This window comes from Streptomyces platensis (genome assembly GCF_008704855.1).
Taxonomy (GTDB): Bacteria; Actinomycetota; Actinomycetes; order Streptomycetales; family Streptomycetaceae; genus Streptomyces; species Streptomyces platensis.
On record NZ_CP023691.1, the window covers coordinates 7,495,583 to 7,510,664 of the forward strand.

Annotated in this window: 13 protein-coding genes; 2 read left to right on the plus strand and 11 right to left on the minus strand. The window is 71.8% G+C overall.

Annotation, left to right across the window (positions count from 1 at the left end):
* Positions 1-4 precede the first annotated feature (4 nt).
* The 6 genes from CP981_RS33095 to xylB form a co-directional block, all read right to left on the minus strand.
* Complete coding sequence (locus CP981_RS33095) at positions 5-1,210, minus strand: phosphodiester glycosidase family protein (RefSeq protein ID WP_085924975.1); 1,206 nt, start codon at positions 1,208-1,210, stop codon at positions 5-7.
* A 78-nt stretch (positions 1,211-1,288) separates the two neighbouring features.
* A complete protein-coding gene (locus CP981_RS33100; protein WP_085924974.1) occupies positions 1,289-1,990 on the minus strand; it encodes an N-acetylmuramoyl-L-alanine amidase in 702 nt (233 codons plus the stop codon).
* 243 nt (positions 1,991-2,233) lie between these two features.
* The gene (locus CP981_RS33105) at positions 2,234-3,649 is read right to left on the minus strand and encodes a family 2B encapsulin nanocompartment shell protein (protein WP_085924973.1); all 1,416 of its coding nucleotides are present in this window, start codon (positions 3,647-3,649) and stop codon (positions 2,234-2,236) included.
* A gap of 125 nt (positions 3,650-3,774) precedes the next feature.
* Entirely contained in the window at positions 3,775-5,184 is a 1,410-nt protein-coding gene (locus CP981_RS33110; protein WP_085924972.1) for a family 2B encapsulin nanocompartment shell protein, read from the minus strand.
* Between the two features lie 167 nt (positions 5,185-5,351).
* A complete protein-coding gene (locus tag CP981_RS33115) occupies positions 5,352-6,626 on the minus strand; it encodes an ROK family transcriptional regulator (RefSeq protein WP_085924971.1) in 1,275 nt (424 codons plus the stop codon).
* A 52-nt stretch (positions 6,627-6,678) separates the two neighbouring features.
* A complete protein-coding gene (gene xylB, locus CP981_RS33120) occupies positions 6,679-8,109 on the minus strand; it encodes a xylulokinase (RefSeq protein ID WP_085924970.1) in 1,431 nt (476 codons plus the stop codon).
* Between the two features lie 130 nt (positions 8,110-8,239).
* Between xylB and xylA the strand changes: the two genes are divergently transcribed.
* Positions 8,240-9,403 carry a xylose isomerase gene (gene xylA / locus CP981_RS33125; RefSeq protein WP_085924969.1) on the plus strand — a complete coding sequence of 388 codons (1,164 nt, stop codon included), beginning with the start codon at positions 8,240-8,242 and terminating at the stop codon, positions 9,401-9,403.
* Between the two features lie 61 nt (positions 9,404-9,464).
* Here the strand turns inward: xylA and CP981_RS33130 are convergent, their stop codons facing one another.
* On the minus strand, positions 9,465-10,430 hold the full coding sequence (locus CP981_RS33130) for an acetylxylan esterase (protein WP_085924968.1): 966 nt from the start codon (positions 10,428-10,430) through the stop codon (positions 9,465-9,467).
* A gap of 135 nt (positions 10,431-10,565) precedes the next feature.
* Here CP981_RS33130 and CP981_RS33135 point away from each other — a divergent pair, with 135 nt between their 5' ends.
* Complete coding sequence (locus tag CP981_RS33135; RefSeq protein WP_085924967.1) at positions 10,566-11,405, plus strand: hypothetical protein; 840 nt, start codon at positions 10,566-10,568, stop codon at positions 11,403-11,405.
* Between the two features lie 144 nt (positions 11,406-11,549).
* Here CP981_RS33135 and CP981_RS33140 read toward each other — a convergent pair whose 3' ends face one another.
* The 4 genes from CP981_RS33140 to mmuM all read right to left on the minus strand — a co-directional run bounded on the left by CP981_RS33140 (position 11,550) and on the right by mmuM (position 15,069).
* Positions 11,550-12,380, minus strand: coding sequence for an amino acid ABC transporter ATP-binding protein (locus tag CP981_RS33140; protein ID WP_085925023.1), 831 nt, complete (start codon positions 12,378-12,380; stop codon positions 11,550-11,552).
* Between the two features lie 5 nt (positions 12,381-12,385).
* Positions 12,386-13,171 (minus strand): amino acid ABC transporter permease, encoded by a 786-nt coding sequence (locus tag CP981_RS33145; protein WP_085924966.1) that lies wholly within the window; start codon positions 13,169-13,171, stop codon positions 12,386-12,388.
* An 11-nt stretch (positions 13,172-13,182) separates the two neighbouring features.
* Positions 13,183-13,980, minus strand: a complete 798-nt coding sequence (locus CP981_RS33150; protein WP_190837929.1) for a basic amino acid ABC transporter substrate-binding protein — start codon at positions 13,978-13,980, stop codon at positions 13,183-13,185.
* 168 nt (positions 13,981-14,148) lie between these two features.
* Positions 14,149-15,069: a homocysteine S-methyltransferase gene (gene mmuM, locus CP981_RS33155; RefSeq protein ID WP_085925022.1), complete on the minus strand. Its 921-nt coding sequence runs from the start codon at positions 15,067-15,069 to the stop codon at positions 14,149-14,151.
* Between the last annotated feature and the right edge of the window lie 13 nt (positions 15,070-15,082).

A 15,082-nucleotide genomic window follows, 5' to 3' on the forward strand; every position in this document is an offset into this window, starting at 1 on the left:
CCGCTCACCCGGCGGAGAACACCCCGAGCGCATTGGGCACCGGCCGCTCCGCGCCCCCCGACGGATGGTTGCGGACCGTGGCCCCGTATGCGTCGCCGGTGACCAGGGTCGAGGATCCGCCGCCGTCCAGGTCCATCGCGTCCCGCGCGCCCAACTGCGCCATCAGCTCCGCCAGTTCGCGCACCGTCAGGCCGGTCTGGCCCGGTGCCCCGTCCAGCGCCATGAGATACAGCACCCGCCCGCCGGCCCCGATCCCCGCGGACGTCCGCACCGCCACGGCGGCGGTGTCCAGACCGGCCAGCGGCGCGCCGTCCCGCACGATCGGGAAGCCGCCCACCGCACAGCGCAGCCGGCCGTGCCCCTGACCGACGAGGTACGAGCTGACGTGCACCGGCTCACCGAGGCGCAGCCCGCGCAGCTGCCGCGCCCCGTCCTCCCGGCCCACCAGCACCACAGTGCCCTCGGCCACCCCGCCGGCGCCCGGCACCTCCCCGATGGCGGTCACCCGGCCGTGCCGGACCGTCACCTCCGCGGTCTCCGTACTGCACGGCGCGGCCCGGTCGGTGTCCGTACCGCAGGTGGCACGCACCCGGGACGCCGGACCCCACTGCGGGGTGTACGCGCCGATCCCGCCGACCGGCAGCGCGTACTGGTTCAGTCCGCGCAGCGGCAGCGCCCCCTGGCCGGTCAGCACCGCACCGCGCAGCGCGAGCCGGTCCAGGCGGGCGCGGCGGTCATAGCCGACGCCGATCACGTCCTCGGTGGTCGCACCGGGCGGCATCGCCGGACCGAACCGCTGCCCGTCCGGCACCGCGCCCTTCAGCTGCCGCCCCGAGGCCACCGCCGGGCCGACCGACGCGCCGGTCGGCTGCACGCCCGGGTGCTGGGTCTCGGTGATGTTGAAGAAGTCACCGTTGACGGCCCCCACCGCCCGGCGGTCCGCGGCCAGTTGGGAGACCGGGGACCGTGCGCCGACCGCCCCCGGGTACAGCAGATCCACCGTGACCCGCGGATCGGCCAGATCGACGGTCAGCAGATGCCCGTGCACGGTGCCGCGCGGCAGCGTCATCCGGAACTCGCCGTAGGCCACACCGGGTGCCAGCGGCGCGGCACCGGAGCGGCGGAGATCCGTCCCCGCGGCCGCGGCCGGCGCCCCTCCCGCCACTCCTCCGCCGGCCAGCACACCCCACGCCACCAGCACCGTCAGCATCGCGCGAACCCGACCGAATCGCTGCTTCACGATCCCCCCTGACCTCACGTCAACTGTCCCAGGCGCCGGAGACGCTCACTATGACCCGGAGGTGTCAGGAATCCGTAGACCCGCGGAACGGCCGTCGTGTCGCCGGAGCGGGTCACCCGGTGTGTGCCAGGAGACCTCGTTGACCAGCTGGAGATAGCGCGCCCAGTCCCAGAACTCACCGGGGTCGGTGTGGTCGGTGCCGGGGACCTCGACATGGCCGATGATGTGCTCCCGGTCCTTGGGGATCCGGTAGCGGTCACAGATGGCGGCGGTGAGCAGGGCGGACTGCTCGTAGAGCGGGTCGGTGAACCATGTCGGGTCGTCGATCCAGCCCTCGTGCTCGATGCCGATGCTGCGGGTGTTGTAGTCCCAGTTCCCGGCGTGCCAGGCGACGTCCCGTTCGCGTACGCACTGGGCGAGGTAGCCGTCGGCGGACCGTACGACATAGTGCGCGGCCGCCTTGTGCTTCGGGTCCTGGAACAGCTTGAGGGTGTCCCGGTAGGTCTCCTGGGTCACATGCACCACGACCCGCTCGACCGGATACTGCGCCGGGCGGTCCGCGGCGGTGAAGTTGCCCGGGCTGGCCGGAACCCAGTGGACCGGGGGGTAGGCGCCGCCGGACGGCGTCCGCCGGTGGGTGGCGGCGGCGGTGGTGCCCGCCGTGAGGGGGGTGAGTGCGGTGGACGCGGCGAGCGCGGCCGCACCGGTCAGCAGGCGCCGGCGGGCCGGGCGGCGAGGGGCGGGCTCCATGTGAACTCCTGACAAGGACCGAGGGGTGGTCGCGTACATGTCACGCACATGCGGTGCGTTCATGATGCGCAACAGGGCACGCCCTGCCAAGGGAATGGCCGTTCTGCCAATGGCTCGACCAAAGGCAGAACGGCGCAGGTCAGGAGGGGTACGGGATACCTGATCGGACGTCACCCGGGTGCCACGCCGACGGTGCCGGCGGCCGTTCGCGGACGCGGCACCCGGGTGCGTGGACCCCGCCGGTCAGTGGCCGATCTCGACGTCCTCCAGAATGCCCAGGGCGTCCGGCACCAGCACCGCCGCCGAATAGTAGGCACTGACCAGGTAATTGATGACCGCCTGGTCATTGATGCCCATGAAGCGCACCGACAGGCCGGGCCGGTACTCGTCCGGGATGCCGGTCTGATGCAGTCCGACCACGCCCTGGTTCTCCTCGCCGACCCGCAGCGCCAGAATCGAGCTGGTCTGGTCCGGGGTGACCGGGATCTTGTTGCAGGGCAGCAGCGGAATGCCCCGCCAGGCGCGGACCGTGGTGCCCTCGACCTCCGCGGTGGTGGGGTAAATGCCCCGGGCGTTCCACTCCCGCCCGATCGCCGCGATCGTCCGCGGATGCGCCAGCAGGAACTGCGTCTTACGACGCCGGGAGATCAGCTCGTCCAGATCGTCGGGGGTGGGCGGGCCGCTGCGGGTGTGAATGCGCTGCTTGAGGTCGGCGTTGTGCAGCAGCCCGAACTCGGGACTGTTGACCATCTCGTGCTCCTGGCGCTCCCGCAGCGCCTCCACGGTCAGCCGCAGCTGCTGGTCCAGCTGGTTCATCGGGTCGTTGTAGAGATCGGCGACCCGCGAATGCACCTTCAACACCGTCTGGGCCACGCTGAGTTCGTACTCCCGCGGGGCCAGCTCGTAGTCCGCGAAGGTGCCCGGCAGCATCGGCTCGCCGACATGGCCCGCGGCCAGTTCGATGGCCGCCTCACCGTGCTTGTTCTGCGCCGGCACCAGCGCCGCACCGACGTCCGCGAGATGCGTGCGCAGTGACTCCGACCGGCCCAGCACCTCCTCCAGATCACTGCGGTACAGGGTCAGTGCGGTCACCCGGGTCACCGCCCGTACGGAGTGCTCCCACTCCGCGTCCGCGGTCAGCAGCGCCGCCGCACCGATCGCGTCACCGTCGGCCAGCACCCCCAGCACGGTCTCGTCGCCGTACTTGCCGGTGCCGATACGGTCGAGCTTGCCGTGGGCGATCAGCACGATCCGGTCGGTCGGCCCGCCCGCCCGGGCCAGCACATCGCCGGGCGCGAACTCCCGCTGGACGAAGCGGTCCGCCAGCGCCTCCAGCGCCGCGGAGTCGGCGAAGCCGCGCAGCGGCGCCAGCTCGCGCAACTCCGCCGGAATCACCCGGACTTCGGACCCGGTCGAGACGAATTCCACCCGCCCGTCACCGAGGGTGTGGGTAAGGCGGCGGTTGACGCGGTACGCACCGCCGGAGACCTGCGTCCAGGGGAGAATGCGCAGCAGCCAGCGCGAGGAGATCCCCTGCATCTGCGGCACGGTCTTGGTCGTGGTCGCCAGCTTGCGCGCTGCCGCGGTGTCCAGGCTGGAGCGGGTCTGCTCGGGCGCGGACGCCTGCGGACCGGACGTCGGGTCCACCGATGTGGTCATGAGGAAGGCTCACCTGTTCTTGTCTGTGCGGTGCGTAGATCGGTGCGGTGCGCGGAAAGGCCCGCGCGCCAGGACGGCGGAAACTGCCGCTGCCGGGGCGCGGCTGCTTTTCCGCCGGAGGTCGTTCAGTGGCCGATCTGTACGTCGTCGAGAACACCCAGCGCATCGGGCACCAGAACGGCCGCCGAATAATAGGCGCTGACCAGATATTTGATGACCGCCCGGTCGTCCAGGCCCATATAACGCACCGAGAGGCCCGGCTCGTATTCATCGGGAATTCCGGTCTGATGCAAGCCGACGACGCCCTGCTGCTCCTCGCCGGTGCGCAGCAGCAGCACCGAACTCGTCCGCTCCTTCGTCACCGGAATCTTGTTGCACGGGAAAATCGGCACCCCGCGCCAGGAGGGCAGCGAATGCCCCATGAAATCGACCGCGGTCGGATAGAGCCCGCGGGCGCTGCACTCCCGCCCGATGGAGGCGATCGTCAGGGGGTGGGCGAGCAGGAAGCCCGGGTCCTTCCAGACCGTCGCGAGCAGATCGTCGAGGTCGTCGGGGGTGGGCGGGCCGGTGCGGGTGTGGATGCGCTGCTTGAGGTCGGCGTTGTGCAGCAGCCCGAACTCGGGGTTGTTGATCATCTCGTGCTCCTGGCGCTCCCGCAGCGCCTGGATGGTCAGCTTGAGCTGCTCCTCGACCTGGTTCATCGGATCGCTGTAGAGGTCGCCGACCCGGCTGTGGGTGCGCAGCACGGTCTGCGCGACGCTGAGTTCGTACTCCCGGGGCGTGACGTCGTAGTCGACGAAGGTGCCGGGCAGGGACGGCTCGCCCTGATGCCCCGAGGCGACGGAGACGGCCGATTCCCCGCTCGTGTTCGTCGGCTGCGCGGTGCCCTGACCGGCCGCGGCCAGATGCTCGCGCAGCCCGGGGGAGCGGTCGATGATCTCCTGGGCGGCCTGCCGGGACAGCGTCATGACGGTCACCCGGGTCACCGCCCGATAGCTGAACTGCCAGGTCCCCTCGGGGTCGGTGAGTGGCGCGTCGCCGAGGTGATCCCCGCCGGCCAGCGCTTCGAGCACCGTGTCCTCGCCGTATTTGCCGGTGCCGATCCGGTCCACCCGGCCGTGCACCAGCAACACCAGCCGGTCACCCGGCCCGCCGGCCTCGCCGATGAGTTCACCGGGTGCGTATTCCTGCTGGGTGAAGCGGTCGCCGAGCGCCGCCAGCACCTCGGTATCGGTGAACTCCCGCAGGGCCGGCAGCTCGCGCAGCTCCTCGGGGATGATGGCCACATCGCTGCCACTGGTGTCGAAATCGATGCGCCCGTCGCCGAGGGTGTAGGTCAGCCGGCGGTTCACGCGGTAGGTGCCACCGGAAACCTGCACCCAGGGCAGCAGCCGCAGCAGCCATCGGGAAGTGATGCCCTGCATCTGTGGTGCGGTTTTGGTGGTGGTCGCCAAATTCCGCGCCGCAGTGGTACTCAGGCTGGAATTGCGGGCCTCTTCCGCGGTGCCGTGCAGCGATTCATCGGCAATGGTCACAGTGCCACCTGTCTCCTCGAACGGTGCGATGCGGCCTGCCCCGAAACCCCGTTTCACGGCAGTTCCGCGGCAGCCCGCCGAACCGACCGTAGTGGTGCTGTTTTTATCAGCACAATCGCTCGATGGGGTGGCATGGAATTCCCGCTCCCTGGAAAGGTTTAGCGGGCTCAATTCCGGGGAGAGTGTGCCGGGGTGCAGCAGTGGAGGGGGTCGTCCAGGACGCCTTGGAGCGCCGCGTGCGCCGCTCCGAGCAGCGGTCCGTCGGCGCCCAGCCGGGACACCGTCACCGCGGGCCCGCCGGTCCGCCCGCTCTCCGCCGTGACGGCCGTCCGCAGCGTCAACTCCCGCTCCAGGGACGGCAGTACCCAGGGCGCCAGCCCGGCCAGCGCACCCCCGAGGACCACCGCCTGCGGATCGAGCAGATTCACCGCCCCGGCGAGCGCGATGCCCAGCGCCGTCCCCGCCTCGTGCAGGGCACGGACGACGGTGGTGTCCCCGTCGGCGGCCCGGCGCGCCAGCAGAGCGATACGGGCGCCCGGCCCCGGATGTGCCGCCGCCTGCTCGGGGGTGAGCCCGCCCGCCCGCAGCACGGCCGGTTCCCCCGCGTACTGCTCCAGACAGCCACGGCCGCCGCAGTCGCACGGCGGGCCGTCCGGATACACCGGCATATGCCCCAGCTCGCCCGCGAACCCCCGGGCACCCCGCAGGAGTTGACCGTCCACGACGACCGCGGCACCGATCCCGGCCTCCGCCGACACATGCACGAAGTCCGGTGGCGGGGCGGGCCGCCCAGCCTCACCGCCCAGCCGGAGCTCGGCCAGCGCACCGAGGTTGGCCTCGTTCTCGACGGTGAGCGGGACGGCGGACGAGCCGCCCTCCGGGGCCGTCACCCCGGCCAGCCCCGGTGCGAGATCGGCCGCCCGCCAGCCGAGGTTGGGGGCGTGCACCACCGTGGTCGCATCGCGGGCCACCAGGCCGGGCACCGCGACCGTCAGTCCCGCCGGACGCAGTCCCTCGGCGGCTATCTCCGCGGTCACCTCGGCGAGCAGACCGGACAGCTGCCGCAGCACCGGCCCGGGAGCGCGGTGCCGGTTCGCCGCATCGGCCGCCACCCGGGCCCGGACCCGTCCGCGCAGATCGACCGCGCACACCGCCAGGTGGTCGACGCCTATCTCGGCCCCTATCCCGGCCGGGCCACGGTCGCTGACCGCGAGTTCACTGCCCGGCCGGCCCCGGCCGCCGGTCGCCGCCCGTCCCGTCTCGACCAGCAGCCCGGCCCGCAGCAACTCGTCGACGAGCGGCGCCACCCCCGCCCGGGTCAGCCCGATCCGAGCCGCGACCGCCGGCCGGGAGACCGGGCCCTGCGCGGCCACCGTCCGCAGCACCCGGGCCAGATTGCGCCGCCGGATGCCGTGCTGGGTGTCGCCGCCGGGCGGGGTCACGGGGTCTCCAAAGGGTGCGGACGGGAGCCGGTCGACGGCTGCGGGGGAGCGGTCACGGCCGCAGCAGGGGCGCGCCGTCGGCGAGCGTCGCCGTCAGCCGCTCCCAGGCGGCGTCGTCCCGCGGCCGCGCCTCGTACTCCGCGCCGCGCGCCGTCCCCCAGCGGCGCGCCACCGCCGCCGGATCCTCCTCCAGCAGCAGCCCGGCCGCCTGTGCCGCCGCCCCGAGCGCCACCAGCTCCTGCGCCTCGGGCACCACCACCGGGCGCCCGGACAGCCGGCGTACGGTCTCCCGCCAGGCCCGGCCCCGGGCGCCGCCGCCGATCAGCAGCAGCGGCGCATCGGGCGCGGCGTCCGCGTCCAGCACCCGGTCCAGCGCCTCCAGCAGGGTGAACACCGCGCCGTCGTAGGCGGCCTGAAGCACCTGGCCGGCCGTGGTGTCATGCCGCAGCCCGTGCACCAGGCCCGAGGCATTGGGCAGATTCGGGGTGCGCTCACCGTCGAGGTACGGCAGCATCACCACCCCGCCGCCCGCCTCCACGGCCTCCCGGTCGCGGGCCAGCAGCGCCGCCACCCGGTCCACGGCGAGCGTGCAGTTCAGGGTGCAGGCCAGCGGCAGCCAGTCACCGCGGGCATCGGCGAAGCCCGCCACGGTGCCGGATGGATCGGCGGGCCGGTGGGTGGAGACCGCGTAGACCGTCCCCGAGGTGCCCAGGCTCAGCACCGGCAGGCCGGGGCGCAGGCCCAGGCCGAGTGCGGCCGCCATGTTGTCGCCGGTGCCGGCGGCCACCAACGCGCCCTTGGGCAGCGGCAGATGACCGGCGTGTACGGTCCCGGCGGCCTCGCCCGGCAGCGCCACCCGCGGGAGCAGCGCGGGGTCCAGTCCGACATGCGCCAGGATCTCCGTGTCGTAGGCCCCGGTGGACGACGCCCACCAGCCGGTCCCGGAGGCGTCGCCGCGATCGGTGACGGCCTCGCCCGTCAGCCGCTCGGTGAGGTAGTCGTGCGGCAGCCGAACCGCGGCGGTGGCGGCGGCCGCATCCGGCTCGTGCTCGCGCAGCCAGGCCCACTTGGCCACCGTCAACGCCGGGCGGGGCACGCTCCCGACCCGGTCCGCCCAGGCCTTCGCGCCGCCCAGCTCCGCGATCAGCCGCTCGCTCTGCGGCGCCGGACGGACGTCGTTCCACAGCAGGGCCGGCCGCACCGGCTCGCCGGCCGCGTCCAGCGTGACCAGCCCGTGCTGCTGCCCGCCGACGGACACCGCCGAGGCCTGCCGCACCGCGTCGCCGCACTGGTCCAGCGCCTCACCCAGCGCCTGCCACCACTGCCGCGGGTCGCTCTCCTTGCCGGCGCCGCCGCCGATCGTGTGGGACGCCTGGCCGCGGGCGAGGACCGCACCGGTCACCGCGTCCACGACCAGCGCCTTGGTGGACTGGGTGGAGCTGTCCACCCCGACGACCAGCGGTCCCGCTGCCTGTGCGGCCATCGTGCACTCTCCCTCGGCGGCCCGTCATCCATGGTCTCGGTCCAGGGGGTTCCCCGGTGTGCTGTCGCATATTAGTTTGGCCGCGGCAGAATTTGTAAAGTGCCTTGACGAAATGATCGAGGGAGTCGCGATGAGCCGTCAGCCCACGCCCGCGGACAAGTTCAGCTTCGGCCTGTGGACCGTCGGCTGGCAGGGCCGGGACCCCTTCGGGGACGCCACCCGCCGCGCCCTGGACCCGGTGGAATCGGTGCACCGCCTCGCCGACCTCGGCGCGTACGGCGTCACCTTCCACGACGACGACCTGATCCCGTTCGGCGCCGGCGGCATCGAGCGCGAGGCGGCCGTCAAGCGCTTCCGGCAGGCACTGGACGCCACCGGCCTGATCGTCCCGATGGCCACCACCAACCTCTTCACCCACCCCGTCTTCAAGGACGGCGCCTTCACCGCCAACGACCGCGACATCCGCCGCTACGCCCTGCGCAAGACCCTCCGCAACATCGACCTCGCCGCCGAGCTCGGTGCCCGCACCTATGTCGCGTGGGGCGGACGGGAAGGCGCGGAATCCGGCGCGGCCAAGGACGTACGGACCGCTCTGGACCGGCTGAAGGAGGCCTTCGACCTCCTCGGCCAGTACGTCATCGAGCAGGGCTACGACCTGAAGTTCGCCCTCGAACCCAAGCCCAACGAGCCGCGCGGCGACATCCTCCTCCCCACCGTCGGCCACGCCCTCGCCTTCATCGAGCGGCTGGAGCACCCCGAGCGCTTCGGCGTCAACCCCGAGGTCGGCCACGAGCAGATGGCCGGGCTGAATTTCCCGCACGGCATCGCCCAGGCGCTGTGGGCGGACAAGCTCTTCCACATCGACCTCAACGGCCAGAGCGGGATCAAGTACGACCAGGACCTCCGCTTCGGCGCGGGCGATCTGCGCGCCGCCTTCTGGCTCGTCGACCTGCTGGAAACGGCCGGCTACGACGGGCCGCGGCATTTCGACTTCAAACCGCCGCGCACCGAGGACCTGGACGGCGTCTGGACCTCGGCGGCCGGCTGTATGCGCAACTATCTGCTCCTCAAGGAGCGCGCGGCGGCCTTCAGGTCCGACCCGGCCGTCCAGGACGCGCTGCGGGCCGCGCGCCTGGACCAGCTGGACCACCCCACCGCCGAGGACGGCCTGGCCGGACTGCTCGCCGACGCCACCGCCTACGAGACCTTCGACATCGAGGCGGCGGCCGCCCGCGGGATGGCCTTCGAGCATCTGGACCAGCTGGCGTTGGAGCATCTGCTCGGGGCGGTCTGACGGGCCGCCTCCGGTCCCGGCGTCGCGTCCGGTCCCGGCATCGCGTCCGGGCCCGGCCCGCTCACCCGAGCAGGCCGCGCAGAAAGGCTATTTCGGCGGCACGCTGCTCACCGCCGCCGCTCTCATGGGCGTTGAACCGCCACACCTTCAGTTCCTTCTCGCCCGCGTAGTGATGGAAGGCGGCGAAACCGGTGGACGGCGGGGTCACCTCGTCGCGCAGCGCGGTGCCGAAGAGCGCCGGGGCGGTGGCGCGGGCGGCGAAGTTCAGGCCGTCGAAGTGGTCCAGGGTGTGCAGCGCGGTGTCGATCCGGTCGCGGGCCCCCGCGAAGTAGCGGGTGAGCTCGCCGTACGGGCCCATGTCCGTGACCTCCACCGCGCGGCGGATGTGCGTCAGGAACGGTGCATCGATCAAGGCCCCCGCCAGACCGGGGACCAGGCCGGTCGCCGCCAGCGCCGCGGCGCCGCCCTGGCTGTGGCCGGCGACCACCACCCGGTCGGCGTCCACCGCGTCATGGCCGCGCGCCGCCTCCACGGCCCGTACCGCGTCGGTGAACAGCCGCCGGTAGTAGTAGCCGTGCGGATCGAGCAGCCCCTGGGTCAGCTTGCCGGGTACCCCCGGATTGCCGGAGCCGACCGGATCGGGGGTGTCACCGGGCCGGTTGGGGCCGCTCTGCCCGCGGGTGTCCATGACCAGCGTGGCGTAGCCCGCGGACGGCCACAGCAGCCAGTCGTGCGGCAGCAGCCGCCCGCCCCCGTATCCGAGGTACTGCACGACGCACGGCAGCGGACCGGCGGCCGCGCGCGGGAGCAGGAACCAGCCGCGGATGGGATGCCCGCCGAAGCCTGCGAACGTCACGTCATGGGTGCGCAGCAGCGCGAGCCCCGCATCGACCTCGGTGAAGCGCGCGTCGAGGGCATGTGTGCGGGCCTCGACGAGGGTGCGCCGCCAGAACGCGTCGAAGCCGGCCGGCTCCGGACGCGGCGGACAGTAGGTGTGCAGCGCGTCCAGGGGAAGGTCGGTGAACACGGAAAACCTCCGAGCCGTAGGCTGGCTTGCTGTCTGTCGCCAACGGTGCCCAGGGTCCGGACATTTCAGACGCGAATTATTCCAGGTTGGTCACCGAGTACCGTAAAACCGAGGAAAGAAGCGATCATTTCCGCCATGAGCTTTCCTCCGCCCCCGCCGAATCAGCCGAACCAGCCGCCCAACGCCCCTCCGGGCGGCTTCGGTCCGCCGGCCGGGCCCTACGGGCCGAGCGGTCAGGGTCAGGGCGGATACGGCCCGGGTGGCTACGGCACGCCCCCGGGCGGCAACCAGGCCCCCGGCGGCTACGGCCCGGGCGGCTATGGCCCGCCCGGACCGGGCGGCCCCGGTGGCTGGCAGCAGCCGCCCGGCCCGCCCGGCGGTGGCGGCAACGGGAAGACCATCGCCGCGATCATCGGCGGTGGTGTGATCGTGCTGGCCGCCGTCATCACCATCTTCGTGGTGGCCAACAGTGACGACAACGGCAACCACCGTGCCCAGCCGTCCAGTTCGAGCACCAGCGCCACCCCGTCCGAGAGCGCGTCCCCGACGCCCTATGAGCCCCCCACGCCCACTGCGACGGCCACCGGCAGCGACTTCGAGAAGACCCTGCCGACGCCCTCCAACGGCAAGATCCCCTTCTATCTGCTGAAGGTCGGCGACTGCTACGACCGTCCCGCGGACGGCGGCGGCAACAACGACGAAGCCTCCTGCAACGGCCCGCACGACGCCGAGGTCGTCGCCACGCACCGTCTGGGGTCCGGGCTCACCACCGAATCGGGCATCCAGGACAAGGCGGCCTCGCTGTGCCGCAACGAACTGGAGCGCAAGGCGGCCCAGCAGCCCGCCGGGACCGCCGAGGGCACCTACGTCCAGTACCCCAACCTCAGCGGCTACCGGCTCGGCATCAAGACCATCAGCTGCGCCCTGACGGGGAACCGCTCCCTCACCAAGAAGCTCACCAAGCCGCTGTCCTGACCCGTCGCGGAGGCCGGCGGACCACCGCGGGGCGCAGGCGGACCACTACGGGGCGGGGGCGGAACCCGGACAATCCGGCGTTCCGCCCCCGCCCCGTCGCCGCGCGCACCGCGGCAGCCCGGTGCCCGGTGGCTCAGCCCGTACTCAGCGATCCACCCGCTTGCCGGCCGCTCCCGTGTCCGCGACCTCGCCGACCTCGGCGGCCGCCGGATCCAGCACCCGCGCCAGAAACGTCCTGGTCCGCTCGTGCTGCGGGGCCCCCACCACCTGCTCCGGGGTGCCCTGCTCGACGATCACGCCGCCGTCCATGAACACCACCCGGTCGGCGACCTCCCGGGCGAAGCTCATCTCATGGGTGACGACGAGCATCGTCATCCCCTCCTGCGCCAGCCCCCGCATCACCGCCAGCACATCACCGACCAGCTCCGGGTCCAGCGCCGAGGTCGGCTCGTCGAAGAGCATCAGCTCCGGGTCCATCGACAGCGCACGGGCGATGGCCACCCGCTGCTGCTGCCCGCCCGAGAGCTGCGCCGGATAGGCGGCCGCCTTGTCGCTCAGCCCGACCCGTTCGAGGTTGGCACGGGCGACCCGCTCCGCCTCCGTGCGGTCGCGGCGCAGCACCCGCCGCTGGGAGATCGTGAGATTCTCCAGCACCGTCAGATGCGGAAAGAGGTTGAAGGACTGGAACACCATCCCGATCCGCCGGCGGACCCGGTCGATGTCCACATCCGGGTCGGTGACCTCGGTGCCGGCCACCACCACCCGGCCCGCGCTCGGCTCCTCCAGCAGATTCACACAGCGCAGCAGGGTCGATTTCCCGGAGCCCGAGGGCCCGATGACACACACCACCTCACCGCGCGCCACCGAGAAGTCGATCCCGCGCAGCACCTCCAGCTCCCCGAAGGCCTTGCGCAGACCCTGTACGTCGATGGCCTGCGCGTCCACCGTCTCCGGTGCCGCCTGCTCGGTCGTCACGCCGCTCACCTGGCCTTCGCCGTACGGGCCTCCAGCCGACGGACCAGCTGGCCGAGGGGGAGGGTGATCACGAGATAGAGCAGCCCGGCGATCAGGATCGGGGTCAGGCTCTTGTGCTCATTGAGCGCGTCCCGGCCGAAGTTGGCCAGCTCGAACTGGGTGAGGGACAGACCCAGCAGATACACCAGCGACGAGTCCTTCGTCAGCAGGATCAGCTCATTGGTCAGCGGCGGCAGCACGATACGGAACGCCTGCGGAATCACGATCGAGGCCATCGCCCGCCCCTGCGACATTCCCAGCGAACGCGCCGCCTCCGTCTGCCCCTTGGGGACGGCCTGAATACCGGCCCGGATGGTCTCCGCCATATAGGCCGCGCCCACCAGCCCGAGCGACAGCATCACGGTCACGTTCATATCGAGCGCGACCTCGAAGGCCAGCGGCACACCGAAGCCGAGCGCGATGAAAACCAGCAGACAGGGGATACCGCGGAAGAACTCGATATAGGTGACCGCGATCCAGCGGTAGGGCGGCACCGACGAGAGCCGCATCAGCGCCAGCACCAGCCCCAGCGCCAGACCGAAACCGAATCCGAGCAGGGTGTAGAGGACGGTGTTCACCAGCGCCGTGGTGATGATCTCCGGGAAGAGCGCCTTGGCGACCTCGACATCGAAGAACGCCATCCGCAGCTGGTGCCAGTCGGCGATCAGCGCGAAGACCACCACGGCGGCGACCAGCACGCCGTACTGCACGCCGCGGGTGATCCGCGCGCGCTGTCTTTTGGAAACAGGCATGACAGGCGGCCTCAGCTCTGCGGGGTGGTGCCGAACCACTTCTTGTAGATCCGGTCGTAACTCCCGTCGGATTTCGCCTTCTTCAGCACCGCGTTGATCTTCTTGCGCAGTGCGTCATTGCCGGTGCGGACGCCGATGCCGTAGTGCTCACCCGTGTTGAATTCCGCGGTGACCTTGGTGTCCGGGTTCTGCTTCACATAGTCGAAGAGCACGCCGTTGTCATTGATGCCGGCATCGACCTGGCCGGACTTCACCGCGGTCAGCAACAGCCCCAGATCCTCGAACTCCACCAGTTCGACGCCCTTGCCGTGGTCCTTGGCGTAGATCCCGCCGGTGGTGGCCTTCTGATAGCCGAGCTTCTTGCCCTTGAGGTCCTCGACCTTCTTGACGGGCTTGCCCTTCTTCGTCAGCAGGGCCTGGGTGGCATTGAAATAGGGGTCGGAGAAATCCATGACCTTGTCGCGCGCGGCCGTGATCGTCATGCCGGCGGCGGCCAGATCGCATTTGCGGATGGTGAAGTCCTGGCCGGTCTCAATGCCTTCGAAGGGCGTGTTGACGATCTCCTGCTTGACGCCGAGATCCTTGGCGACCAGATCCACCAGGTCCACATCGAACCCGACGACCTTGCCGTCCTTCTTCACCTGGAACGGTGCGTACGGCAGGTGGGTGCAGGTCTTCAGGGTCCCGGAGGAGACCAGTTCCAGGCCGCCGGACCCCTTCTTCCCGTCGGACTTGGTGCTGCTGCACCCCGCCAGGACGACGACGGCCGTGGCAACGGCTATGACAGGCAACGCGGAGCGAGCGGACACTGGTCCTCCAGAGCGGATACAGATCATCCAAGCTGTGCATGCTGCGATGTGGCTGCATCCTGCCACCGGCCCGGGGCTCTGTCCCTGCCCCGTCGGTTGCGTCTGTGTAACGCCTTCGGCCCGCGTCCGGGGCCGCGCGCGCCGCCGATCCCGCTCCCGGGGTGCCTGTCAGCGGCCGAGCCCGGCCGCCAGCTCCGCGATCGCCCCCGGTCCCACCCGGCAGCAGCCCCCGATGAGCCGGGCACCGTCCGCGGCCCAGGCCGCGACCCGGTCAGCGCTGAACTCCGGGCTGCCGCACCACGCCCGCGCCGCCGCGTCCCAGCGCTCCCCGCTGTTGGGATAGACCACCACCGGCTTGCCGGTGACCTGCGCCGCCAGCCGCACCGCCCGGTCCGCATCGTCCGGCGCGCAGCAGTTCACCCCCACCGCGATCACCTCATCGGCCTCCGCCGCCACCGCGAACGCCTCCGCCAGCGGCTGCCCGGCCCGGGTCCGGTCCCCGGCGACGCTGTACGACAGATAGGCCGGGACACCCAGCCCGCGCACCGCCCGCAGCAGCGCCCGGGCCTCCTCGGCGTCCGGCACCGTCTCCAGCGCCAGCACATCGGGCCGGGCCGCCGCCAGCACCTCCAGCCGCGGCCGGTGGAACCGCTCCAGCTCCGCCACCGGCAGCCCGTAGCGGCCGCGGTATTCGGAGCCGTCGGCCAGCATCGCGCCGTACGGGCCCGCCGAGGCGGCCACATACAGCGGCCCGGTGACCCCGGCGGCCGTGGCCTGTCCGGCCGCCTCACGGGCCAGTTCCACGCTCCGGGCCAGCAGCTCCGCCGCCTGCTCCGCACCGATGCCGCGCCGCGCGAACCCCTCGAACGTCGCCTGATAGCTGGAGGTGATCGCGACCTGCGCCCCGGCCTCGTAGTACGCCAGATGCGCCCGCACGACCGCCGCCGGCTCCTCGGCCAGCAGCCGCGCCGACCACAGGGCGTCGCTGAGGTCGTGCCCGGCGGCCTCCAGCTGATTGGACAGCCCGCCGTCGAGGACGACCGGCCCCGCGGCGAGGGCGTCGGCGAGCGGCGGAAATGTGCTGACCATGGTGCGGAGCCTC

What these genes read in the sequence shown, in the direction of transcription:
- CP981_RS33095 (WP_085924975.1), bottom strand. Translation starts at nt 1,210, where the DNA reads ATGCTGACGGTGCTGGTGGCGTGGGGTGTGCTGGCCGGCGGAGGAGTG.
- CP981_RS33100 (WP_085924974.1), bottom strand. Translation starts at nt 1,990, where the DNA reads ATGGAGCCCGCCCCTCGCCGCCCGGCCCGCCGGCGCCTGCTGACCGGT.
- CP981_RS33105 (WP_085924973.1), bottom strand. Translation starts at nt 3,649, where the DNA reads ATGACCACATCGGTGGACCCGACGTCCGGTCCGCAGGCGTCCGCGCCC.
- xylB (WP_085924970.1), bottom strand. Translation starts at nt 8,109, where the DNA reads ATGGCCGCACAGGCAGCGGGACCGCTGGTCGTCGGGGTGGACAGCTCC.
- xylA (WP_085924969.1), top strand. Translation starts at nt 8,240, where the DNA reads ATGAGCCGTCAGCCCACGCCCGCGGACAAGTTCAGCTTCGGCCTGTGG.
- CP981_RS33135 (WP_085924967.1), top strand. Translation starts at nt 10,566, where the DNA reads ATGAGCTTTCCTCCGCCCCCGCCGAATCAGCCGAACCAGCCGCCCAAC.
- CP981_RS33145 (WP_085924966.1), bottom strand. Translation starts at nt 13,171, where the DNA reads ATGCCTGTTTCCAAAAGACAGCGCGCGCGGATCACCCGCGGCGTGCAG.
- mmuM (WP_085925022.1), bottom strand. Translation starts at nt 15,069, where the DNA reads ATGGTCAGCACATTTCCGCCGCTCGCCGACGCCCTCGCCGCGGGGCCG.